Consider the following 23,109-nt stretch of genomic DNA (forward strand, 5'->3'; position numbering starts at 1 on the left):
ATTCGCAGGGAACGGCGCGAGATCAAAAAATTAGAGGCGCTCATAATGCAGCTGGAAGAGGGCCTAGATGGTCCCGACCACAAACCACACTAGGAGCCTTGGGGTGGGGTTCACTGCGACAGGCCCTTACGTCAGGCTAAAATGGATTGCCAACGTGAACGAGACGCCGAGCACGAGCACGGCAACCGCCAGCGCATTTATTATACGATCCATGAGGGCAGGCCTTCGGTTCGCGGTAGTCCCGGGGGAGAAGGGGCCGGAGTGCGAAGCAAGGGCACGGGGAGAAACGTGTTGGGATGGTGCTTCAAGCTACTCCGGCCAGTATTCCTGACTGCAATGGGGGTGTTCGGCAGTCAGTCTCGGGAGGATACAACAACGTTAGTTGTCGTACAACCTGGGGACCTGCGACAAAGGACCTCCCTATCTCAAGTTGCATCGTGCCCTCAGACTGAACCAAGCCGTTGCACTGGCCTTGGCCGTCTGCCCGTAGTTCGGGCAACTTTTCACTTTTGCATGGGACAAGAGGGCCAAGAAGAATTTTGCGACAACTACCTCAGCTCCGGAGCGGTTTCGTCCCACATCCTCGCATATGCACCGCCTGTTCCAAGCTCCGATTGGGTGTTGGGTTCGACAACGGATGTAGATTGCTGCAACGACCCAACGTCTGCGCCCCCAATGGTGAAGGGTTGTTGCATTTAGATCGAGAGATTACCCTGCGGTTCGGCACCAACATTTCTATTGAGCTGAAGACATGCGCGAATTGGAAATTTCCAATCAGGAACTATCAGCCTTGGCGGACGAAGCTCTGGATCTCGCCAAAACCTATTGGGCGTCTCTTGAGGAGCGTCCGGCGTATCCGTCGACCAGCGGCAAACAAACGACGGAACTCTTCTCGCGGCCTTGGCTGGAGGAGGGGCGTGGTCAGGACGTCTTGCAGGACTTCAAGTCAATCGCCGAGCATGTGCGACCTTCAACTGGCAGATTCTTCGGCTATGTCGTCGGTTCAGGCGAACCGATAGGGGCGCTCGGAGAATTGCTCGCTGCAGTGCTTAATCAGAACGTGACGTCGTGGCGGTCAGCCCCGGCGGCGACATCCATCGAACACGCGGTCATCGGGTGGTTGGCGGAAGCAGTCGGCTGCGCCGGATTCACGGGGAGCCTGTGTGGTGGCGGCTCGGCGGCCAACCTCATGGCGTTGGCGATGGCACGTGAAGCGAAAGCCCCCGCCAATGAAACGGGCGCGCGGCTGCCCTGCGTGGTTTATGCCTCCGAGCAAGTTCACATGTCCATTCCGAAGGCTGTCGCGCTGCTGGGTATTGGTAGAAAAAATCTTCGCTTGATCCCTGTCGACGGCGAATTCAGGATGCAGGTAGACGCCCTCCAAGCAGCCATTGCGGCCGACCGCGAAGCTGGAAACACGCCCATCGCCATCGTGGCCACGGTCGGCACCATCGTCTCCGGTGCGATCGATCCCATGCACGAAATCGCCGATATCGCCAGGAGCGAGGGACTATGGCTCCACGTCGACGGTGCGTACGGAGTACTGGCAGCGTTGGCGTTGCCGGAGAAACTCCGGGGACTATCTTCAGCGGATTCGCTGTCGCTCGACGCGCACAAATGGCTGTATCAGCCGCTCGATTGCGGCTGTCTGCTGCATCGTCATCCACAGATCGCACGCGCAACCTTTTCGCACAGCGACGACTACGTCAGGACGCTGAGCGAAGATCCTACGGAGGCGTTTGCTTTTTTTGAGGAGTCATTCGAACTCTCGCGGCGTTTCCGGGCGCTAAAGGTTTGGATGTCACTGCAGTATCACGGACGCCGTGCCTTTCGCGAAGCCATCGCGCGCGACCTCCACCATGCCCAGCTGCTGGCAGAGACAATCGCATTGCATCCGGAGCTGGAACTGCTTGCGCCCGTTCCGCTAAGCGCAGTCTGCTTCCGCCACCGTGCGAAGGACAACGAAGCGATTTTACGAGGTGTGATCGCGCGCGGCCGAGTGTATCTGTCCAATGCAACAATCAATGGCCAGTTCGCGCTGCGGGCCTGTTTCGTCAATCACCGGACGAGCACAGCTGATGTGAGAACGATTGTGTCCGAGGTTATCGTCGTCGCCGACGAACTCAATCGTTGATCAGCCGTTGTATGGCGACTACGCATGACGGCTGAGGGCAAAGATTTAATGGCGGGATGTTCCGTGACGGCATATCGTCCGCCTCGGATTGTCGCTGGTGCGCAAGCTTTTGGGGGGACCCGTCATGGCTAAAACCGCTGCTCATCTTGATTTCAAGTCGGCCTTCAAGATGAAGCCCGATCCAAAAGAAGCTCTCGTGTTCAAGATCACGGCGCTAAAGGGTGTTTCGGCATCTGATGCGGTTAGGACAATGCGGCGTATAACACTTGCGGAGCAGTTGGTAACAACGATGTCGGTGGGAGGCAGGATAAAGATTCTTGCTGAGGGAGATTCTTGGATCAACATCCTCTGGCCCGAGTCAAGCGCGTTGGGATACGAAATGACCTTTGTTAACGCCCTCGCCAAAGATACGGCAAAGTACGACACACTTAATATTGGTTTTCCGGGCGACACGTTCGCGGAAATTACAAAAAATCCGCCCCAATACAAGCAACCGATTTCGGGAGGACAAAGGCAGTTTTTCATATTTTCAGGTGGCGGCAACGACTTCCTTGGAGGCGGCAGCCTGGCCAAGTACGTCAAGCGCTTTTCCCAAGGCGGAGGCTCCAGTGATCCGCGTGACTACATCAAAGAGAATGAGTTCAAGGTAATCCTGAACGGACTCAAAGCCGGATACAGACAGATGGTGAAGAACGTCAACGTCTGGTCAAGCGGCTACACCCATGTCCTGCTGCAGGGGTACGACTATGCGCATCCGCGCAACAACGGACCATGGCTGGGCAAACCGTTCAAGGCACTGGGATACGCCTGGGACAGCGATATCGCCAAAGAGATCGTGAAATACTCCGTCGACAGGTTTTATGAATTGCTGGCGGGAGTCGCGGATTCATCCGCAAAGGTAAATCTTGTTGATGCAAGAAATTGCTGCCAGGGCAATTGGCATGATGAACTTCACCCCAACGAAAAAGCTTCAAAGAAGATCGCAAAAAAATTCGATGCGGCAATCGACCAAATTCTGGCCGTGTCCTGACACTTCCAGAACACCACGCCCATCAATTGATACATCCTGGGAAAACCTTGAGTTATCCGGTGATTGTGATCGCTCTATAATCATTGATCGACGCAGCGGCTTAAGCCGGCACCAATGCATCCAGCTCCGGCAGCAGTACAACGCTTTCCTGCTCGTTCGGGTCGGTGCGGGCGATGATCGCGGTGCAGGGCGTGCTGCTGAGATTGGCGGGTAGATGCGGAACGCCGGCCGGAATGTAGAAAAGCTCCCCCGCATGCACCACGACATGCTCCTCCAGTCGATCGCCGTACCAGGTATGCGCCTCGCCCGACAGCACATAGATCGCCGTCTCGTGAGCCTCGTGCAGATGCGCCTTGGCGCGCGCGCCTGGCGGGATGGTCAGAAGATGCATGCAGATACCCGTGGATCCGACCGTCTCCGCCGCGATACCCTCGAAATAGTTGAGCCCCTGCTTGCCGCCATAGGTGTGGTGGGGTTTGACAATACGGCAGGTGGGCTTTGATTTTGCGTCCATCACTATCCTCCATGGAAATCATGACCGGGCTTGAACACTAACATAAAGGATTGGCAGTAGCGGAAATCAAAAGCTTTTGACCCAACGCCGCCTTTCATGGCAGTTGCTGCCAAATTCCGCAAAATTCGAAATTCGGCGTAGGAAGGTTCTTACAGGTCACTCGGCATCGATTTCCATTGCCTGCCTTTGAACCACTGTCGGATTTCCGGCGTACGTGACCTTGCCTTTATTATAGAGTTTCGCCCACGCTGATGACCCGTCCAACGTATAGAGAATTCTGACGAAGCTGTCCGCGCAGTTGTGAGTCTCGCAGGCGTAAAAGACTTCAAATCTTTGCCCATCGACTGACACGATTATTGATGGTCCCGCGACGAGATTTCCATCATTTGGTATCTCTTTCATCCAGTCGGGCAGGTCTTTCTGCGTTGAAAAAAGCGCGGCCAGTGTGGCCTTGTATAGGGGCTTTTCCTTGAGCACGTTGAACAAATACGTCCCTCCACCCGCTTCCACTTTCGGCGTGGAGGCGGTCCCTCTGGGTGTCAATCTGGGTACGTCGGCTGGCCGAGAAACGTCAGCAGAATTCGTCGCAGGTGCAGCGCCAGAACACGATATCTCGGCACTTGCGCGAGCGGCATCATTTGCCTTTTCAACCGACACCCGTCCTTTGCCATTGATTAGGGCAGTGGTGACCAATCTGCTCCCCTTATCGGTGGAAACGCGAACGATAGCAGCGCAAGGCTTGCCCGAGTCTAGAATCCACTCGATTTTGGGACCAAAGACTTTGCCGGAGCCACCAACGGCTATCGCGATGTCATTTGCATTCAAAGGAGTTCCGGAGACTTCATCACCGCGGCTGCCTGAAGCTTTGCCGAAAACGAGGATGGCCCTGCCGTCGACATAATGCAGGACGGCAGCGATGCCGCCAGGGCCCTTGCATAAATGGACGAATTCGTCGGGACTCGTGTTCAAGGCTCGGCATTTGCTGACGTCGGTATAAGTGTGATCGTAGCCCGCGAATGAGACGCCAGGATATGCGAACAACATAGTCAGCAATAAGCCAACTAAAATCAGACTTTTGTTCATATCGAGTCCCGTTACTCATTCATAACCGGAACATTGAACCGGATACCGATGAAGATTTCATCACTATGCGACGCCACCGATGGACCTTTCAGGCATTCTATTCCTGTTGCAGGAATAGGCATACGTCTGGACGCAACTTGACAAGGCTCCGCTGATCAAGGTTCAGTTGCCCGGCAACGCGGAGAAAGACCATTAATCTACATCTGACCGACGTTACACTCACGAGCTATACAAACGGTGAGATCGTCATAGGTCCAAATCGAATGAGTTTTGAGGCCATGACAGAGTTAATCAAACCTGTCATCGGATCGGAAGTAGATTTCGACAAGATGGTTGAAGAGCTCCTGAACGAGGGTCGATCGACGATCAAACCTAAAGATCGTCCAGGCAGCGAGGTTACCGTCGCGATGGTCCAGTCGTCATAGTTTAACGCTTTCGAACTTGGTCAGTTTGTTAACATTGCAAGCTGGCAGTCGCAAATGTCCAGGTGCAAAAGCTGCGCGGCTTTCGCTCATCCATGGCGGGAACCATGCCCGAACGCCATCGCCTCAATCTGCCAACAGGGGCCGGAGCGCATTTCTATACGTAAAGCGAGATACTTCTCGGCAGCTAGTGTTTGAGAATCTGCTGACCGACATAAATATCGGCTTCCTTCGCAGCCTCGATAAATGTGTCGCGCGCTCGGGTGCAAGTGATTTTGCCGTGCAGCGCCTCTATGCAAGCCTGCCGGGCTGCTGAAAGCTTTTCACCGATTGGAAGCGGCCAGTGGTACAACAGAAATTCTGCCGCCTCATCGATAGACGAAATATTCCGCGTTTTATCGGCATCGCCAGTGAGGACCGTCACGTATGGGAATGGCAAATTACGCATGGCCGAAAAACTCGCAACGAGGATTTCCGGCTCCGGCAGACGTCGCCGCCATCATGGCTGGGCTAAGGATTACCAGGTGTGGGTGTTCGTTCTCTAACGTAGATATCAGCCTCCTTCGCCGCCGCTATGAACGCGGACCTCGCGTGCCGCGTGGTAACCCTGCCTCCCAGTGCATCAAGACAAGTCTGACGGGCGGCTTTGTATTTTCTTCCTCTCTCGTCGGGCCAGTGCTGCAGAAGGAATTCCGTGGCTTCTTCCACCGATGCAACGTTCAGCATTTGCCCGCCAGGTTGGGCCATGATTGTCACGTGATGAAAGGGCAATGCGCGCATGCTCAGAAACGCGGGAAATCATTTGCAGTTCCAAATGATCAGCATACGGTTCAGGAGTCTGGCTTTGTCTTTGGGAACGGATGTGGGAAAAAAACTGGACAGCAACTCGAATGTAAAACCTGTCAAATTATCTATCTTACCCTCACCCGAGACGTGGCTCCGAGCACGCCAATCCATTGCAGTGCATGCGGCAGCTATATGGGTGCATGGGCTGAGTTTGAAGCGGATTTCATTGCAAGCGGCGAAAACGGCGTGTTCGAAATGCACGACGGTCAAATCATTCGGATCGAGTGACGCAAGCGACCAAAAACTTGTTTCCACGAGCCTAAACAAAGCACGCCATCCATACTAGCGGGCCAGATTCCGGGAAATGGAGATGTGATCTTTTCGGATACCATGTTGATCCAGGCGAACACAACTCCAACCGCAACCACCTGTTCGAAAGCGCGCCTTTGCACCAGTTTGTGTTATTGTGAGCGCGGGGAACTTCGACCCAAACAAGGGGACGGTCATGGACCGGAAGCTTGCTGCCATTCTTGCCGCCGATGTCGTTGGCTACTCCACGCTGATGGAGCAGGACGAACAGGGGACCTTCGAGCGTCTCAGGGCCGGGCGAAAAGAACTGTTCGACCCCGAAATCGCCCGCCATCATGGCCGCATCTTCAAACTTATGGGAGACGGCCTCCTGGCGGAGTTCGGCAGCGTCGTCGATGCGGTCGAATGCGCGGTGTGCCTGCAGCGGGGCCTGGCGGAACGCAACCTTAACATCTCAGAGGACCAGCGCATTCAGGTGCGCATCGGCATCAACATCGGTGAGGTGATCATCGACGGAGACGACTGCTACGGCGACGGCGTCAACATCGCCGCGCGGCTCGAACAGCTCGCCGATCCCGGCGGCATCTGCGTGTCGGCCAAGGTGGCACGCGAAGTGGAGAAGAAGCTCTCCTTCGGCTTTGAGGCAATGGGCGAGCAAAAGGTCAAGAACATCACCGAACCGATACAGGCCTTCCGCGTCAAGTTTGATGGCATTCCGTTACTGCCGAGACGCGCCGTCAAACAGGGAAAATATTGGTCCGCCGTCGCGGTCGGCGGCCTCCTCGCTCTGCTGATTGCGGGTGGTGGTGGTTGGTACGCTCTGCAGCGTCCTGCGGCCATGGCGCGCGAGCCCTCGATCGCGGTCCTGCCCTTCGCCAACATGAGTGGCGATCCGGCCCAGGATTATCTCGGCTCCGGCATCGCGGAGGACATCATCACTATGCTGTCCTCCTTTCCCGATCTGCGCGTCGTCTCCCGCTCCTCGAGCTTCGCCTATGACAAGCCGATGAAGGTGCAGCAGGTCGGGGAAGACCTGAAAGTCAGCTACGTCATCGAAGGAAGCGTCAGAAGAGCGGGCGATAAGGTGCGCGTCACCGCCCAGCTCGTCGATGCATCGACGGGAGAACATGTCTGGGCCAATCGCTATGACGAAGAGGGCAGCGACGTGGCCCTCTTGCAGGATAACGTGGCCAACAGGGTGAATGATACCGTCGCCGGGTTGAGGGGCGAAATCAGGAAGAAGGAGGAAGCCGACGCCTGGAGCAAAGCCGCTCCCGTGCTGGAGGAATACGACTACTATCTGCGTGGCCACCAGTTGTACTTTCGCTTCACCAAGGAAGACAACGCCAAGGCGCGCGCAATCTGGCAGGAAGGGTTGGCGCAGTTTCCCGACTCCGCACTGTTGCGGACGAAAATAGCCTTTAGTTACATTCATGATATCGGGTGGGGCGGCACCGACGATCCCTGGCGCGATACGGAACTGGCGTGGAGGCTCGGTACGGAGGCGCAGGCCATTCCACATAAATCGCGGCTGGAGACCTTGTTTTGCCACTGGGTGATGACGGCCTTGTACCAGTGGCATGAGGGCGATTTCGCGCGCTCGGTTGTCGAGGCCGAGGCGGCGGCCAGCCTGGTTCCCTATGATGCCTGGGCCCGCGCCGACCTTGCATACTATCTGGCCGCTGCCGGCAAAACAGACAGGGCGATCGAGTACTTGGAAGATTCGATCCGGCGCGATGCCAAGAACATGGACTGGTACTTCGGAAATCTGGCTATCGCCTATTATTTCGCCGACCGTCCGGCGGATTCCGTGGTCATGCTCCAGAAAATGAAAGCACCATGGGACATCAATCTGGCAGCAGCCTACGCGCGTCTCGGCAAGCTCGACCAGGCACGTGCCAGCATTGCAAAGCTTCTCAAAGACAAACCGGACTGGACCATCCAGAAGGAAGCTGTGTTTCCGACAACGAAGCAGCCACAATACGTCGAGCCGCTTCTCAAAACCTACCTTGCAGATCTCGCCACGGCGGGGCTGCCGGAGAACTAGCATCGCTGCGGACTGATTTTACAGGTGTAATTGATACGGAGGGTGGCAGGAAGCCGAGTGACAAGCTTGATAGTTTGCTGCTGCTGATCCGCATCGCCCTGCCACCTATGATCGATATGGGGACTTTCTCGGTCCGGAGATGCTCGTTGATAGTGATTTGTGGCCAAAATCTATCACGGGATTTCGATTTTACACCGATCCTGGCCCGCGATAGTTTGGCTCGGGATTCAAACGCGTATCAGGGAGGAACGCTATGAAACTCAAGCTTGGAATGGTGGCGGCGGCTTTGGCGTATTCAGTTGTGGGGCTTCATGCACAAGACACCGCCATGAGTTTCTTCGTCACCAGTGCGAATCCTGGAAAGGGCGGCGACCTCGGTGGCCTCGCTGGTGCTGACGCCTACTGCGCCAAGCTCGCGACAACCGCTGGGTCGACAGGCAAGACTTGGAAAGCCTACCTTTCGACGGACACGGAGAACGCGAAAGATCGCATCGGCAAGGGACCTTGGCACAACGCCAAGGGCGAAAAGATCGCCGACGATGTTGCGTCTCTGCACAGCGATAAGAATACCCTGACAAAACAGACTGCTCTCAATGAAAAAGGCGAAGTGGTCAACGGTCGCGGTGACACACCAAACCGCCATGACATCCTGACGGGTTCGAAGAGCGACGGTACCGTTGCGCCGGAAACCTGCGGGAACTGGACGATGGGAGGTTCGGAGGGTGCCGCTTTCGTCGGCCACAGTGACCGCACGGGCTTGAACGACTCCGCTGAGGCCAAGTCGTGGAATTCATCACATACCACGCGCGGCGGCTGCACGCTGGAGGCCTTCAAGACTACCGGAGGCGATGGACTCTTTTATTGTTTCGCGGTCGATTGACCAGAATAGTGCAAGCAAAGAGGACGAGCACTCGATAGCAGTGGCTGGCCGTGCTCCTCAAAGCGGCGACTGGCCGCCCTTTCAGGTGTTCCGACACCTGTGTCCGATTCGGTCCGAGCACAGTGCAATGACGCGGCCGGCGTCATAGACCGTGGCGAGTGCCAACACACGCTTTCCCCAAATGTCTTCGGGATTAGGCTGGATCGTGGGGAATAGGCGAGAGCTCGGCCAGACCGCTCACCTCGTCCAGAGCCTTGGCCGTGAAGTCGCAAGCAGGTTTCCTTCAATAGGCCGGCGGCTAACCTTTCCGGCTGGACGCCGGAGAGGTGTTGCCATCGAGTTGCTACCAAGCCTGTTGTGTCGGCAGAACGAAGAGCTCGGCAACGTTCACGTGCTTGGGGGCATTGAGGGCGAAAAGGATCGTATCGGCTATATCGACTGCCTTCAGGAATTCCATCTGGCCCTTGAGATCTTCCATTTGGTCCGCATAATCCTTGTCGGAGATATGTTCGAAGAGTTCCGACTCGACTGCGCCAGGCTGGATGCAGGTCACCCGGATACTGTGCTTGGGTGCCAGTTCCATGCGCAAACCATCGCTGAAAGCGGTCACCGCGTGCTTTGTGGCGCAGTAGACCGACAGGCCCTTGAACACCTTGCGGCCGGCAATGGACGATGTGTTTATGATGTGGCCTGAGGACTGCCTTGTCATATAGGGCAGTACAGCAGCCGTCGTATTCAGGAGACCCTTGACGTTCACATCGACCATGCGATGCCATTCGTCGGTTTTAAGACTATCCACGTCCGAAATTGGCATCAGTCCTGCATTGTTGAAGACGATGTCGATGGTACCGAATTCCTTTGCCAGTTTTTCAACGCCGGCGGCGACGGAGGCTTCATCCACCACATCCATTTCAATGGCGATGGCTGTGCCGCCCATGGCACGGATCTGATTTTGCAGATCCGTCAGGCGATCGATACGGCGCGCGGCCAAACCGACCTTGACACCGTTTTCCGCCAGCTTGAGCGCAGTTGCTGCGCCGATACCGCTGGACGCCCCGGTTACGAGCGCGACTTTTCCCTTGATAGTCATAATGCTTTCCTTCGTGGTTGTGCCACGCCCGGCGTTTGCCATGGGCTGGCTTGCTTTTGACGTAACCACATTAGGAAGATCAGCATCGGCCCTCGCTCGGGGCCTTGCTCGAACTGTCGGACTTTTGCTCAAAAATGCATCGCGAAAAGGGATGATCGGTTAACCGCGGTACTCTGTCGGCGAGACACCCACTGTGCGCCGAAACACCTGCGCGAAATGGCTCGGGCTGGAGTACCCGACATCGAGTCCGACATCGATCACACTGCGGTCGGTCTCACGCAACAAGCGTTGCGCTTCCTGGATGCGAAGCTGGATGAAATATTGGGAAGGCGAAAAACTTGTCGCCTTCTTGAACAGCCGGCTGAAATGGGAAACGCTCATATCAGCCTCGCGCGCCAGTTGGCTGAGACTGAATTCCTTGTCAAGTTGAGCGGCCATAAGTTCGGTCACCCGGCGCAGTTTGAAAGCGGGGAGGGCGTTGCGCCGGCTGATACGCCTCTCGTCCAAAACCGCATAATTGCGGACAAGATGCACCGCCAGGCTTTGAGCGATGCCTTGAACGAATAGTGGACTTGGATCGTGCCCGGACGTCAGTTCTACGCGAAATTGTTCCAGCAAGAGCGAGAGGATACGGTCCTGTTTGCCGGAGATATCGAGAATTTGAACCGCTTCGATCGAAGTGCCAAGGGTCTCAGCAACGGCTTGTTCGAAAATAGGCAAACCAAGATAAAGATGCATCACCTCGAACCGTTCTGGTCCTGTGACCTGCCAACGCATCTCGTAGGGGGTGTCTGAATTGGTCAGGAAGAAATCACCGACCTTCACTTCGTTGGAGATCCAGGTGCCGCCGAGCTCGCGTTCGTCGATGATGGCGGATCCGGACAAAATCCAAACAATCAGCGGTTCAGCCACAGCTGGCACGATCAAACTCTCTCCCACTTGTTGATGGGAGAGGATATGGACGAGAACATCACGCCATGCTTGGCCACTGCTGCCAGCAAGCAATCTGCCGTGGATATGTCGTCGCAAATTTTCTGCGGACGTTCGCTCCGGGACCAGGATATTGCCTCCAGGCGTTAAAGGATCTTGAACATCACTCGAGCAAGTCACTGGTGGATGTTCTAACAAGCTAGGGTCAACAAAAGCAATTACGGAGCTGCCAAAATCGCTGTGGCCCCGACCGATCGCGGGTGCGATGGTCTCGGGCCAAGACCGTGAACCTACGGAAACAGGGACTATAGCGAGAATGGCCGCCCAACCAGGGAACCATTAGTTCAGTTTTTCGCCAGAGTAGTGAGTGATGGTGGTGTGTTGAGTGGCATCAGCAGCTCAACTCTTTGGATTGCACCGCGTAACTAAGCTCAATGGGGGCTGGCAGTTGGCCGGATGACGATCTCACTTACGTCAACGTCTTCCGGTTGGCTGACGGCGTAAAGGATCGAATTGGCAACGGACTCGGGGCTTATCGTGATTGCGCGCCAAGCTTTCATCGCGTCTCGAGCCGTAGGATCACTTATCGTGTCAGCGAGTTCCGATGTCGTCGTGCCGGGAGAGATTATCGTTACGCGGATTTGATCGGTTTCCTGACGCAGTCCATCAGAGATCGCGCGGACCGCGAATTTGGTAGCGCAATAGACTGCGGCTGTAGGGGACACGCTGTGACCACCGATTGAGGAGAGGTTGATGATCTCTTGGACATTCTATACTCCGTTTTGTGTTTTGCCCGCCGGAAGCGAGCGGTGAGGCAGGGAAATGCTCGGCGTCAGGTGGGGAAATTGGCACTGAGCTGACCTCCGCCCAAGCGTCAAAGTTTGCGCGCAGCGCATTAAGCCGTCATTTGCGGCGAAGGATCATGCCGCCATGGTGAAGGGTGTTGGCATCGACGAAATCGCCGTCGGCGGTAAAGCCCGTATCGTCCCAGTACTCGATATGATTGCCGGACACTTCGTAACGACCCCGATAGGCGCTCTCCATTTGGCCGCGCGCCTCGTCATAACGGCCATTGGGAAGGAGTTCGTGGCGAACATGGCCATCATCGGTGACCCACATGCCGACATAAGGATGCTGTGACATTGTTTTCTCGCTTGCACGCTGTTTGGCCGATATGGCTCGGTTCGCGGTTTCTCCTGATGCTGACGCGGTTGCCGCGCCAACTGCCGTGAACGCGATCACGAGACCGAGTGCTGCGTTGTTGGGCTGTGTCAGCATGGTCTGCTCCTTTGGTTTGAACGAGTGAGCGATCTCGGTCTCCGCGTCGCCAATCGATCGTGACTACGAAAATAAACCTTCTGTTTGTCGGTATCGATTTGCCAATCCAAGACAGCTTGTTTAGGTTATCTAACCAATGGCGGATGATCTCGAAGGCATTTCAGTATTTCTGGCAGTGGCCGAAGCGCGGAATTTCCGCGTCGCAGGCGAGCGGCTCGGCGTCACGCGCTCTGCGGTGAGTCAGGCGTTGCAGCGTCTCGAAGATCGGATCGGGGTGGCTCTGGTTCAGCGCACGACCCGCAGTGTTCGTTTAACCGAAGCCGGCGCGACGTTCTACGAAGCTGTTTGCCCTTCGGTCATGCAGGTCCGAGATGCTCTGCAGGCTGTGCGAGAGACGCAGACCCGTCCAAGCGGAATCCTGAGGATCACCGTATCCACAATCGCTGAAAGCTTCCTGTCCGGTACGATCCTCGCTGGCTTTCTGGAAACCTATCCGGAGATAAAACTCGACATTACCATCACCGACGATGAATTCGACATCGTTGAAGCAGGCTTCGATGCTGGCGTCCGGCTTGGAGAGGTGATCGAGCAGGACATGATCGCAGTGCCCGTCTCATCGCAACAGAAACAGTGCGCCATTGCATCGTACAGTTATCTGGCACGTCGGGGCCGGCCCGAGCATCCCCGCGACCTGCCGACCCATGTTTGCATCGGATGGCGGCCGCGTCCCGACACTGCGCCATATCGCTGGGAGTTTACCGAGAATGGTCGTGATTTCGATGTCTCTGTCGATCCGGCGGTGACAACCAACGATATGGGAATGATGATCCGCATGGCTTGCGCTGGAGCCGGGATCACTTTCGGCATGGTAGATACGTTCCGATCCTACATCGATCGGGGCGAACTGGTGCCGCTGCTTGAAACTTTTTGTCCGCCGTTTCCAGGATTCTATCTCTACTATCCTAAACGGCAACGACAGCCGCTAAAGCTCCGTGCGCTCGTCGATTATGTTCGCAAGTCCAGTAAGCTCTAGATACCAGGACTTTGTGCCTCGTCGTTGGTCCAGTAACGTGTCTGTTGCGGTTAGTATCGGATCGTATCCAACAAGCGAAGGTCGACTTTTGGCGCAAGGTGGATATTCAATACGTTGAAATCGGACTTTTTGAGACAGAGCGCGTTAGAACACCGACGCGACTTTTTTCCATGTAGATTATAGTCATTTTCAGTTCAGCTATCGCCGAAGGCAGGATTCTGACGAAGGGAAGAGATCGATGGAATTGTTCGACCTTAAAGGACAAGTAGCGATGGTTACGGGTTCGGGCAGCGGCATCGGCCAGGCTATTGCGATTGGTTTGGCCGAGGCTGGAGCCGACGTAGCCTGCTTTGGCCATCTCTCAAACGGCGGTTTGAACGGAACGGCGGATAAAATTCGCGCTCTTGGCCGCCGAGCCTTAACGCTCGAAGGCACCGTAACCTCTGCCGCGGACCTGAAGGGAGCGATCGATTTGATAGAAAACGAGCTTGGCTCTTTGACGGTTGCTGTCAACAACGCAGGTGTTGGTGCTGGCGGAGATGCCGAGACGCTTCCACTGGAGAACTGGCAACGGGTCTATGATGTAAATGTAACGGGTGTTTTTTTGTCCTGCCAAGCGCAAGCACGCGTAATGCTTCCCCGAAAGAGGGGCTCCATCATTAACATTGCTTCAATGTCAGGCTCGATAGTCAATCGTGATTTGAAACAAGCCGACTACAACTCATCCAAGGCTGCGGTTATCCACCTGTCAAAAAGCCTGGCGATGGAATGGATTGATCGAGGTATCCGGGTCAATTCGATCAGCCCGGGCTACACGCTGACACCCATGAACCGTCGAGCTGAAGTCGCTGATCAGGTGAAAATATTCGAACGGGACACTCCCATGGGCCGCCTGGCAGTTCCCGAAGAAATAGTCGGTCCTGCCGTTTTCCTTTCAAGCCGGGCTTCATCATTCGTAACTGGTATCGATCTCGTCGTGGATGGCGGTTTTATGTGTTGGTAGCCGCGCGCGTGACAATCTATTGTCTTCTGCAAGACATTCACCGGAAAGTACGATACGGTTAAATTGCTTATGCGTTATCAGCACCGACTGGCGTGAGTTGCGGAAGTGCTGCGGAATCTCCGCCAACCCCGAAAGATTGATTTGTCACATGTTTCAGAGGCTAGAAATCGACGCTTCCAGCTGATTCTGATCAAACCATCGCACTATGACGACAACGGATATGTGATCCGTTGGTGGCGAGCCATGATTCCCTCGAATTCGCTCGCTGCTCTTTACGGCATTGCCGTTGACTGCGCAAATCGTGAGGTACTCGGTTCGGATATTGCCATTGATATCACGGTCATTGACGAGACCAATACGCGTGTCAATATTCCGGTGCTCTTGGCTCAATTTCGGCGAAACGACAATTTTGGAATGGTCGCTCTGATTGGTGTCCAGTCCAATCAATATCCGCGCGCCCTCGATATTGCCCGCCCGTTCCGAGATGCATCGCTGCCCGTCGCCATGGGAGGCTTTCACGTGTCGGGTTGCTTGGCCATGCTTGATGGAAGCGCTGTCGGGCTCGACGCATGTCGCAAGATGGGCATTGCCATGTTTGCCGGCGAGGCCGAAGGCCGGCTGGAGACCGTCCTGCGTGATGCTGCGTCTGGCTGTCTGCAACCGCTTTACAATTTCATGAATGATCTGCCTGGTATTGAAGGTGCCCCCGTACCGTTCCTGCCCAAACGTTATATCGAGCACACACTCGGCCTCAGCGCGAGCTTCGATGCCGGACGCGGTTGTCCCTATCAATGTTCATTCTGCACGATCATCAATGTCCAGGGACGCAAATCGCGCTTCCGCTCGGCTGATGATGTCGAGAAGCTGGTGCGCCTCAACTGGGCGCATGGCATCCACAAGTTCTTCATTACCGACGATAATTTCGCGCGAAACAAAGAGTGGGAAGCGATCTTTGATCGGCTGATAGCGTTGAAAGAGAAGGAAGGAATCCCGCTTGGTTTGATGATCCAGGTCGATACGCTCTGCCACAGGATCGAAAACTTCGTGGAGAAGGCGAAGCGTGCTGGTGTCACCCGCGTTTTCATCGGACTGGAGAACGTCAACCCGGACAACCTCATTGCGGCAAAGAAGGCCCAGAACAAGATCACCGAATACCGCAGGATGCTGCTGGCGTGGAAGGGTCAGGGCATCATGACGCTGGCTGGCTACATCCTCGGCTTTCCCGCGGACACGCCCGAAACAATCAGACGTGATATTGCGATCATTCAAGAAGAGCTCCCGATCGATGTCATTGAGTTTTTCTGCCTTACACCGCTGCCGGGATCGGAGGATCATCAGGTCCTGTGGAAAAGCGGCGTCGAGATGGACACCGATCTCAACATCTACGATGTAGAGCATGTCTGCACTGCCCACGCCAAGATGAGCAAGCGTGAATGGGAGGCCATTTATCGGGAGGCGTGGTCGCTCTACTACACGCCGAAACACATGAAGACCCTGCTGCGTCGTGCGATTGCAACTGGCGTTCCGGTGGGCAGTCTTGTCAAGGTGCTTGTTGCTTTCGCCACGATGGTCCATCTCGAGCACGTGCATCCATTGCAGAGCGGCATCCTGCGTTTGAAACGTCCCTCAGAAAGACGACCCGAAATGCCACGGGAAAATCCCTTGATCTTTTGGCCTAGCTTCGTTTGGGGAACTCTTGCCAAGCACGTCATCCTCGCCGCTACGATTGTCCGGCTGGTCTCGACGGCACTCTTCATCTCGCAAAGCCCGGACTCAAGGAAATACCTGGATCGGGCTTTGATGGCCGTCGGTGCTGATGGCGACGAGAAACTTGACCTCTTTACCCAAACGACGGGTGGCAGCGCGGCGGTGAACCATATGAAAAAGATCGCGCGGCTGACACACCCAGGTCGAGCCATCTGACGCGCCCGTGTTTGCGGTGCTGCAGAGTGGGTGGAACTGAAACGAGACTTTAGTCACCAAGGCGGTCAGGATGGTGTCTCCGAATGAAGGACGGCCACTCTTCGCAAGTATTCAGGTCCGTCAAGTATCGACAGCTGGCGAACGCACTTGTCGGCGACGCTCCAGGGATCTTGCTTTGTGACGCGCTTCGCGAAGTTCGCTTAGGGTTGGCCGCCACCAACCTCTGGAGAAATCTTTCGGCTCCGGATCCTGCCGCGCGGGCCAAGTCGCGACAAGTTCGGACAACGTCGCTGTGCGCCACGTTCCCCAGATGTAACTGAACCCATCAGAGACAGAGTGCGGGTAGAAAGTGACCAATGTGGAATCGTCCGCGAGTTCCCCAGCGAACTCGGTGAAGACAACGATGCCGTATTGCTTCGTTGTCACTGGTCGGTCGATCGGCGGGAGTTCATCTTCGACAGCAAGCGGGTACCTCCGCCGCCGCTGCTCTGCAGACCGAAGTCGGGCGAGCCGTTGCTCCGGAGAGTTTCGTTCCGCTTCGCGTCTTCGCTTCCTTTCCTCTGGTTCGTTGCGGCGAGCCGCCGCCTCAATTATCTGCCATCTCTGCTGAAGTTCCTCATAGGATCGAAACGGAATCCGCCACGCCCTGAGGTCGTCGTCCCAATGGGACCACGGAATTTTTCGCAACGCGGCAAGGACGGTCCTCGAATAGGGCGTTCGGATCCGCATGTCGTCGGCCACCTCGAGGTAGGGACTTGCGATTGGATCGAATTCATAGGCGTCGCGCCCTTTGATATCCGCATAGACACCCACTTGCTCGGCCTCACGCGCGAGCCAGCGGTCGACCCGGCGCTCTGCCGTTTTGCCAGGGACAAACCAGGCTTTGTGCTCGTCATTCCATCTTGCCCGAGGAAACGCCTCGCGAAAGCGTTCCACCGTCATCCGGTCATAAGGAAATGCAGCTGCAACACCGGGCGTTTCAGTTTCGGGCGGAGGATGATCATTGACTTTGTTTGCCATGAGGCGCGGCTCGACAATGGTTGCGTCTGAATTAAAACGCGTGTCGAGCCTCAATGGTTCTTGGTTGAGTGGGAGAGGGCGAAAGCCCGATCCTATTGGTCGCACGTCAAATGCTGCGACATGCATCGAAAATTCCTGTCAGGCGTTAACGGGATCATCTCCACAATGGAGAAATCCCATACCAACACGTGAATTGATCATACGGGAAGCTTAGTACTGCGAACGCGATGTTAGTTCCAGAATTGGAAGACTCTCCCGAAACGATTGGGCATCAGGAATATTTGTTCGGCATGGGAAAATCCGGCTTGACGGCCCATCGCCTTCCGGGTGTCGGCCGATTCCGGGAAGTCGGCCAGCCTCATATGAGCTTCCATCGCCGCAAATTCCTCGTCGGTTATTGCGGCGCATACGATCCGATATGTCGAAAATCGATCAAGCCATTCGGCCCGGTTCTCCCCCTCAAGGAGGGTGGGTTCCCAGATCAAAAACAGACCACTTCGGGTCAATGTATCGTGCACATTTTTCATCAGTCGGACCTTTCCTTCCGACTGCAGATGATGAAGCGACATTCCAATCCACACGACGTCTACGGAATCGGACCAGTCGGCCATTGCCTCGACGAAATCGCAACACCGCAGGTCGACAGGACATAGCAAGGACTTCAGCGCTTCTCTTGCAAGCTCCAATGACTGCAGCGAGAGGTCGATCCCGTAATAGTGGTCGATGGCGCTTCCCTTGAGCGCCGCCGCTGAGGCGACTGCATCCCCACAAGCGACATCGAGAAACTTGAACGGCTTCAGCATTTCTTGGGAGAGCAGGTTATGAAGCAAGCCATAGACCTCATGATGAAACATGAGGTTTTCGCCGACGATCTTCCGGTAAGTCGCCAAGTGTTTATTGAACATGGCTTGTGCATCGTCGGTGCTAATCGAAGGAGCGCTTTCAACCAAACTTTGATCGGTTTTCATTAGTTTCCCTCCCCAAAAAAGGGTCCGCCTTGCAGTTAAGGTTCGGTGCCCTTTGCGTATAAATGCAGCGCGCGAAACCGCAGTATGCGCCGGCGTCGGTACGCCAAGCTCGTTCCCAAGCGCGTGCATGCGTCCCCCCCGAAAGCCATGCAAGTTCCAGCGACCTGCCTTGCAAAAGGTCGTTGGCCCTCGATGAAAGCGTATCGGGCGGTAGGTTTTGCCACAGCGATTGGGCGTGCGCTTCATATCCGTCCTGCATCGGATGGCCAGCTGCCGATGCCACCGCCATGCCCTCGTCCCGCAACTGGTCGAGGAATATCCGGGATTCAGGGTCGGTCAGGATCGATCCAATTCCGGCGCGTATCAAGCTGGTCGCACCTGAAAAGGCGCAGAGTGTGACGAACTTGGTCCAGAGCACCTGATCGATGTCTTCAACCGTCTGCAATCCAATGCCGCCAGCCTGGGTGCAAGCAGTTTGCAGCGCGCCGATGATCGGGTCATTTCGTCCCCCTATATGGAACTGCGTCGCGCCACCCACATGCACGATCACACCGGGCTGTTTGAGATAACCTGAAATATAGGCGGCACCACCGACAACCTGCAAAGGCGGCACAAATCGAGCAAGGGTCTCGACGCTGTCGATGCCGTTCTGCAGGGTCACCACTCTCGTTCCCTGTCCGACCATCGGCACAATTGCTGCGGCCGCTTTTTCGCTGTCGTAAAGCTTGACGGCGAAGATCACGACGTCGACATAGCCGATATCACGAGGCGTCTCAGTAGCAGTGACCTGCCGTAGGTTGATGTTGCCGAGCGGGCTTTCCAGCTGCAATCCATGGCTTCGCATTGCTTCGAGGTGGGCACCACGCGCAATAAAGGTGACATCTTGGCCAGCCTGGGCGAGTCGCGCACCAAGATAGCCGCCGATAGCGCCCGAACCCATGAACGCGATCCGCATGGTCCTCCCCCTCCGACGACAATCTCGTAGCTATAAAATCAATATAGCAGTTCTGCCGCCTTAGAGCACGATCGAATGGGGCCTACAGTGCCTGTGTTGCACGACGCCAGTAGATCGATCAATGGCGGCGCAGCGGTATCAGCGTGTGGCTGACGCGATCTTTCAATAGGACCTGTCTCGGCTGAGTAAGTCTTGCTTTCGCGCATTGCGGACTTCAATCCAGCGTAGCTACACGCGCCTCTCATGAATAAGATGTCATACCGATTTCATATGTGACGGATTAGAGAGTGCTGAATGAAACTTCACATTTGCACCTGGTCGGCCCAGAATGTCGGTGTGGGTCGAACATGCCGAAACCACGGCAAGAACAGCCCTGGAGGAGGATCTCACGGGTGAGGATCATGTTTACAAAAAGATTGAACTCGTTGGCAGTTCAACCGACTCGGTTGATTCAGCGATCAAGAACGCCATCGCGCGCGCATCCCAGAGCGTGAGACAACTCGACTGGTTCGAGGTCGATCAGATCAGGGGGCACATCCAAGATGGCAAGGTGGCCCGATTCCAAGTCGTCCTTAAAGCCGGCTTCCGCTTGGATTAAAGAGCGGGCGGGGCCCTGACGGCGGGGCGATCAGGACAGCTGCAAGACAGCGCTCCATGCCCGGTCTTTCCCGGAGTGCAACGGACTCCAGCCGATACCTTACGGGAGGGCAACCGCCGACGGAATGTGTTTGCAGAGGTTTGCCCTGTGCTATGTGCTTGTTCGGCATTACTTTCATCGATCGGGAGTTCAACGATCTCTGAGAAACACGAGCCCCCCCGACATTGATGAGATGACATAAAAATTGCGCTTTGAGCATTGTGCTATGGGTGTGTAGTCAACTTATGCCGTAAGGATGGGGAACCCGGCGAATTTAAACTAGCCGACTCCACAGGTCATAGGCGACCCTAAGGCTGTGAGACACGCGGCAACAGAAAAAAGAAGGTGTGGGGATATTTTGTCTACTTGGAATCGGGATGACACGGACCAAAATTTCTTGGATCACCAGGCTCCGCCGATTTATCAATATTTTCCATGAGTTAGCTGGGTTCGCGGTTGTGTCCCGTTCACCCCCGCGATCTACCAACCGATGTTTGCATCGGATGGCGGCCGCGTCCCGACACTGCGCCATATCGCTGGGAGTTTACCGAGAATGGTCGTGATTTCGATGTCTCTGTCGATCCGGTGGTGACAACCAACGATATGGGGATGATGATCCGCATGGCTTGCGCTGGAGCCGGGATCACTTTCGGCATGGTAGATACATTCCGATCCCACATCGTTCGGGGCGAACTGGTGCCGCTGCTGGAAACTTTCTGTCCGCCGTTTTCAGGATTCTATCTCTACTATCCTAAACGGCAACGACAGCCGCTAAAGCTCCGTGCGCTCGTCGACTATGTTCGCAAGTCCAGTAAGCTCTAGACACCAGGACTTTGCGCCTCGTCGCTGGTCTTAGCGGCCATCGCGTGCTGAATGGCGGTTGGAATCGAATCCTATCACCTAACGAACATCGACTTTAAAACGAGCTCCGAAATATCCGGAAATGGCGTTTGCGCATCGCGCCATCTCCAGCTTCCGCATGGGCAGGGGTTGCGTTATGCACTGAACATCAAGGTCGAGCATGCCGATCACGCCCCAATCTTTCGCAACAGCACCATCGCAATAAAGTGGTCGTGCCGCTGTGGATTTGCCGCAAGCCGATCCGAGAAGCGGTTAAAAATCTCATCGACCAACTCCACACGGTCACGCGCAGGATCGATTGAATTCACGATTGTTGGACCTGAAAAGGCTCTCATCATTCCAGTCCAACCCCTGGCAAGTTGGGCCGCATCGCCTGAACGCTCGAAGTCGCCCCAATGAACGTCTGGCCCTTCCAAGATTTCAGCCTGCTCGATCTCCAGCCCGGCGAAGCGCCCACCTTCGGAAAAAGGCGCGTGGATGTCGACAAGTCGACGCGGTGCAGTCGGAACGTTGATCCGCAAAATTTCGTGGTCGGAAAATACGCCATCGGACCTCATATCGCAAAATGTTCCCCACAATTCTCCTGTAAGCCATTCCCACCCAATCCTTTCCGGCAGGCTACCGGGGAACAGGGACAGAAGGCGACCGCTCGGACGCAGCTCCTGTGATCGAAGCTCTAAGAAAAGTCGCCAGTCTCGAGCCTGCTGCTCGATCACAGCAGCACGAACTTCGGGGATTTTGCTCTGCATGCCGAACACCTGGTCTGGTGCATCGATTGGATTTTGGCTCATCCACTGGATGGTCCAAGAGTTCCAGCCGAGATGAACGCGCCCCGGCGGCATCAGCAACTCAAAGTACGTACGTCCTATAGCAGACGGGAAGATGCCGGATGTACCACGCAAGTAGCTGGCGGGATCCTCGTTAAGCGTCGTGAATAGGGACGCGAAATCATTGGATGGCAAATCTGTATGGATGACCTCCACCATTCGCTCGGTGCCCGCTCGTTCCCGCAACACTCGTATCGCCGTCGAAACAGGTTCCATTGAATTGCTGCCCTGCGAAGAGCCGTAGTCGGCTATGACCAGCGTCTCATCTCCTAAGTCGACGGATTGGGCCGCCTTTTCCCAGAGCGCCAGCGCGCTGGCGTTTCCAGCTGCTTGCATAGAGGAGTTCCGGTTATAAAAGCCATGTCCCTCCATGGGCGCGATGTTAGAGCTAACTGCATCGGGCATGTCGCATCCCCCATGTGTGCAATAGGCGAGTGTATACCCTTTGCTTGCGCCAGCAAATCTCAGTAAGTGCCGCAGAAAATAATAAGCAAATTGCTTCGTCATGGCGACCTGCCGTTCAGTGCAGTCAGTGATTTCCTGCGAGCACGCGTGGCAGCTTTGCGTTCGGCGTCTCTATCTTCTCTCAGGTAAGCCGACCGCTTCGCTTTACGAAGGGGGTGCCTTGGCGCGTACGACGGTCACCCTGTTCAAGGTCTGGAGTCTCGCCGATGCCGAAGCGTGCATTCTTCTCGGTGGCATGTCGCCCCGCACCTGGGCACGCTGGGAGGACGCTCAGCGATTAGTTTGGATTCTGATGGATCATCCGGAAATAGTGCTCGGCGTGCTGATAATAGTTTTCCGCTTCGATCTGGTTTCCGATACGCGCTTCGTCGCGAGCCTGTGAGAGATAGCGTTCATAATTGACGTGCGCGCCTTGATGGCCATTTGACCGCGCATTGATGTTTTTCGTGGTGGCACGCTGCGATTGCACGCGCGGTGCCGTGGACGGTTTTGATTGGCTTGTATTCATGATGTCTTGAGCCGCTTGGCGGCTCACTCCTTTAGCGTCGTTGGTCTGGGGAATTCGTGGCAAGGTCTAGTCAATTTGCTCCGCGACGATCGCGCGCATTTCCTCTCGGGTGAACCCGGAGGGCTGTGGTTTCCACGCGGCTGTAGTTCGCGTTGACAACGAGTTTTGATTGGTTGGTTCGTATGACCGTGGCTTGATCACGGCTATTTTAGATTCAGTTTTTTGCATATTGGTCCATTGGTTGCTGCGGATAAAACCGCGCTACACGTCGGTTAAAATATGTCGAGTGCGAGCACGCGAGGGGGCGCTGCAAAATAGCAGCGATCAAACTGTGAATTGGTACGGAAGGTAAGTCTGCGCTCTATATAAAGGGCTTGCAAAACTGGCCGAACTCTCTTTGTCGACA

22 protein-coding genes and 2 pseudogenes are annotated in these 23,109 nt (G+C 55.5%); 11 read left to right on the forward strand and 13 right to left on the reverse strand.

The window, feature by feature from the left end; all coding sequences use genetic code 11:
* Positions 1-751: 751 nt before the first annotated feature.
* Together ACSQ3H_RS13025 and ACSQ3H_RS13030 are read left to right on the forward strand one after the other, a co-directional pair.
* Complete coding sequence (locus ACSQ3H_RS13025) at positions 752-2,134, forward strand: pyridoxal phosphate-dependent decarboxylase family protein (protein ID WP_436117449.1); 1,383 nt, start codon at positions 752-754, stop codon at positions 2,132-2,134.
* A gap of 124 nt (positions 2,135-2,258) precedes the next feature.
* Positions 2,259-3,164: a hypothetical protein gene (locus ACSQ3H_RS13030; RefSeq protein WP_436117450.1), complete on the forward strand. Its 906-nt coding sequence runs from the start codon at positions 2,259-2,261 to the stop codon at positions 3,162-3,164.
* 100 nt (positions 3,165-3,264) lie between these two features.
* On the opposite strand, the gene ACSQ3H_RS13035 is transcribed toward ACSQ3H_RS13030, so the two are convergent.
* A complete protein-coding gene (locus ACSQ3H_RS13035; RefSeq protein WP_436117451.1) occupies positions 3,265-3,678 on the reverse strand; it encodes a cupin domain-containing protein in 414 nt (137 codons plus the stop codon).
* Positions 3,679-3,834: 156 nt separating this feature from the next.
* On the reverse strand, positions 3,835-4,647 hold the full coding sequence (locus ACSQ3H_RS13040) for an Ivy family c-type lysozyme inhibitor (RefSeq protein WP_436117452.1): 813 nt from the start codon (positions 4,645-4,647) through the stop codon (positions 3,835-3,837).
* 392 nt (positions 4,648-5,039) lie between these two features.
* On the opposite strand from ACSQ3H_RS13040, the gene ACSQ3H_RS13045 reads away from it, so the two are divergent.
* Entirely contained in the window at positions 5,040-5,186 is a 147-nt protein-coding gene (locus tag ACSQ3H_RS13045; RefSeq protein WP_436117453.1) for a hypothetical protein, read from the forward strand.
* Between the two features lie 184 nt (positions 5,187-5,370).
* Here ACSQ3H_RS13045 and ACSQ3H_RS13050 read toward each other — a convergent pair whose 3' ends face one another.
* Together ACSQ3H_RS13050 and ACSQ3H_RS13055 are read right to left on the reverse strand one after the other, a co-directional pair.
* Positions 5,371-5,631 carry a DUF982 domain-containing protein gene (locus ACSQ3H_RS13050; protein WP_436117454.1) on the reverse strand — a complete coding sequence of 87 codons (261 nt, stop codon included), beginning with the start codon at positions 5,629-5,631 and terminating at the stop codon, positions 5,371-5,373.
* A gap of 62 nt (positions 5,632-5,693) precedes the next feature.
* The gene (locus tag ACSQ3H_RS13055; protein WP_436117455.1) at positions 5,694-5,963 is read right to left on the reverse strand and encodes a DUF982 domain-containing protein; all 270 of its coding nucleotides are present in this window, start codon (positions 5,961-5,963) and stop codon (positions 5,694-5,696) included.
* A 511-nt stretch (positions 5,964-6,474) separates the two neighbouring features.
* Between ACSQ3H_RS13055 and ACSQ3H_RS13060 the strand changes: the two genes are divergently transcribed.
* Both ACSQ3H_RS13060 and ACSQ3H_RS13065 read left to right on the forward strand, forming a co-directional pair.
* Complete coding sequence (locus tag ACSQ3H_RS13060; protein WP_436117456.1) at positions 6,475-8,325, forward strand: adenylate/guanylate cyclase domain-containing protein; 1,851 nt, start codon at positions 6,475-6,477, stop codon at positions 8,323-8,325.
* Positions 8,326-8,578: 253 nt separating this feature from the next.
* The gene (locus ACSQ3H_RS13065) at positions 8,579-9,205 is read left to right on the forward strand and encodes a hypothetical protein (RefSeq protein ID WP_436117457.1); all 627 of its coding nucleotides are present in this window, start codon (positions 8,579-8,581) and stop codon (positions 9,203-9,205) included.
* 343 nt (positions 9,206-9,548) lie between these two features.
* On the opposite strand, the gene ACSQ3H_RS13070 is transcribed toward ACSQ3H_RS13065, so the two are convergent.
* The 4 genes and pseudogenes from ACSQ3H_RS13070 to ACSQ3H_RS13085 all read right to left on the reverse strand — a co-directional run bounded on the left by ACSQ3H_RS13070 (position 9,549) and on the right by ACSQ3H_RS13085 (position 12,503).
* A complete protein-coding gene (locus ACSQ3H_RS13070) occupies positions 9,549-10,295 on the reverse strand; it encodes an SDR family oxidoreductase (RefSeq protein WP_436117458.1) in 747 nt (248 codons plus the stop codon).
* A gap of 159 nt (positions 10,296-10,454) precedes the next feature.
* Positions 10,455-11,216, reverse strand: a complete 762-nt coding sequence (locus ACSQ3H_RS13075; RefSeq protein WP_436119438.1) for a helix-turn-helix domain-containing protein — start codon at positions 11,214-11,216, stop codon at positions 10,455-10,457.
* Between the two features lie 440 nt (positions 11,217-11,656).
* Positions 11,657-11,986 (reverse strand): annotated as a pseudogene (locus tag ACSQ3H_RS13080) (SDR family oxidoreductase); the annotation flags it as partial.
* A 142-nt stretch (positions 11,987-12,128) separates the two neighbouring features.
* Entirely contained in the window at positions 12,129-12,503 is a 375-nt protein-coding gene (locus ACSQ3H_RS13085) for an Atu4866 domain-containing protein (protein ID WP_436117459.1), read from the reverse strand.
* A gap of 136 nt (positions 12,504-12,639) precedes the next feature.
* Here ACSQ3H_RS13085 and ACSQ3H_RS13090 point away from each other — a divergent pair, with 136 nt between their 5' ends.
* From ACSQ3H_RS13090 to ACSQ3H_RS13100, 3 genes are all read left to right on the forward strand, one after another.
* Positions 12,640-13,536 (forward strand): LysR family transcriptional regulator, encoded by an 897-nt coding sequence (locus ACSQ3H_RS13090; RefSeq protein ID WP_436117460.1) that lies wholly within the window; start codon positions 12,640-12,642, stop codon positions 13,534-13,536.
* 238 nt (positions 13,537-13,774) lie between these two features.
* Positions 13,775-14,539, forward strand: coding sequence for an SDR family oxidoreductase (locus tag ACSQ3H_RS13095; RefSeq protein ID WP_436117461.1), 765 nt, complete (start codon positions 13,775-13,777; stop codon positions 14,537-14,539).
* A gap of 141 nt (positions 14,540-14,680) precedes the next feature.
* Positions 14,681-16,462: a B12-binding domain-containing radical SAM protein gene (locus ACSQ3H_RS13100; protein WP_436117462.1), complete on the forward strand. Its 1,782-nt coding sequence runs from the start codon at positions 14,681-14,683 to the stop codon at positions 16,460-16,462.
* Positions 16,463-16,582: 120 nt separating this feature from the next.
* Here the strand turns inward: ACSQ3H_RS13100 and ACSQ3H_RS13105 are convergent, their stop codons facing one another.
* The 3 genes from ACSQ3H_RS13105 to ACSQ3H_RS13115 form a co-directional block, all read right to left on the reverse strand.
* Positions 16,583-17,482 (reverse strand): hypothetical protein, encoded by a 900-nt coding sequence (locus tag ACSQ3H_RS13105; RefSeq protein ID WP_436117463.1) that lies wholly within the window; start codon positions 17,480-17,482, stop codon positions 16,583-16,585.
* 230 nt (positions 17,483-17,712) lie between these two features.
* Positions 17,713-18,450, reverse strand: coding sequence for a class I SAM-dependent methyltransferase (locus ACSQ3H_RS13110; RefSeq protein ID WP_436117464.1), 738 nt, complete (start codon positions 18,448-18,450; stop codon positions 17,713-17,715).
* Positions 18,425-19,405, reverse strand: a complete 981-nt coding sequence (locus tag ACSQ3H_RS13115) for a ketopantoate reductase family protein (protein ID WP_436117465.1) — start codon at positions 19,403-19,405, stop codon at positions 18,425-18,427. The genes ACSQ3H_RS13110 and ACSQ3H_RS13115 overlap by 26 nt, the downstream gene beginning before the upstream one ends.
* 373 nt (positions 19,406-19,778) lie before the next feature.
* Between ACSQ3H_RS13115 and ACSQ3H_RS13120 the strand changes: the two genes are divergently transcribed.
* Together ACSQ3H_RS13120 and ACSQ3H_RS13125 are read left to right on the forward strand one after the other, a co-directional pair.
* On the forward strand, positions 19,779-20,003 hold the full coding sequence (locus ACSQ3H_RS13120) for a dodecin (RefSeq protein ID WP_436119439.1): 225 nt from the start codon (positions 19,779-19,781) through the stop codon (positions 20,001-20,003).
* 501 nt (positions 20,004-20,504) lie between these two features.
* Positions 20,505-20,864, forward strand: a pseudogene (locus ACSQ3H_RS13125) (LysR substrate-binding domain-containing protein); the annotation flags it as partial.
* A 206-nt stretch (positions 20,865-21,070) separates the two neighbouring features.
* Here ACSQ3H_RS13125 and ACSQ3H_RS13130 read toward each other — a convergent pair.
* Positions 21,071-22,237, reverse strand: a complete 1,167-nt coding sequence (locus ACSQ3H_RS13130) for an SAM-dependent methyltransferase (RefSeq protein ID WP_436117466.1) — start codon at positions 22,235-22,237, stop codon at positions 21,071-21,073.
* Here ACSQ3H_RS13130 and ACSQ3H_RS13135 point away from each other — a divergent pair.
* The gene (locus ACSQ3H_RS13135) at positions 22,236-22,577 is read left to right on the forward strand and encodes a hypothetical protein (protein ID WP_436119554.1); all 342 of its coding nucleotides are present in this window, start codon (positions 22,236-22,238) and stop codon (positions 22,575-22,577) included. The two genes, ACSQ3H_RS13130 and ACSQ3H_RS13135, sit on opposite strands and share 2 nt — an antisense overlap.
* Here the strand turns inward: ACSQ3H_RS13135 and ACSQ3H_RS13140 are convergent.
* Complete coding sequence (locus tag ACSQ3H_RS13140; RefSeq protein ID WP_436119440.1) at positions 22,473-22,703, reverse strand: DUF4167 domain-containing protein; 231 nt, start codon at positions 22,701-22,703, stop codon at positions 22,473-22,475. The two genes, ACSQ3H_RS13135 and ACSQ3H_RS13140, sit on opposite strands and share 105 nt — an antisense overlap.
* Between the last annotated feature and the right edge of the window lie 406 nt (positions 22,704-23,109).

Origin of the sequence: Phyllobacterium sp. LjRoot231 (assembly GCF_964253365.1) — a bacterium.
Classification (GTDB): Bacteria; Pseudomonadota; Alphaproteobacteria; order Rhizobiales; family Rhizobiaceae; genus Phyllobacterium.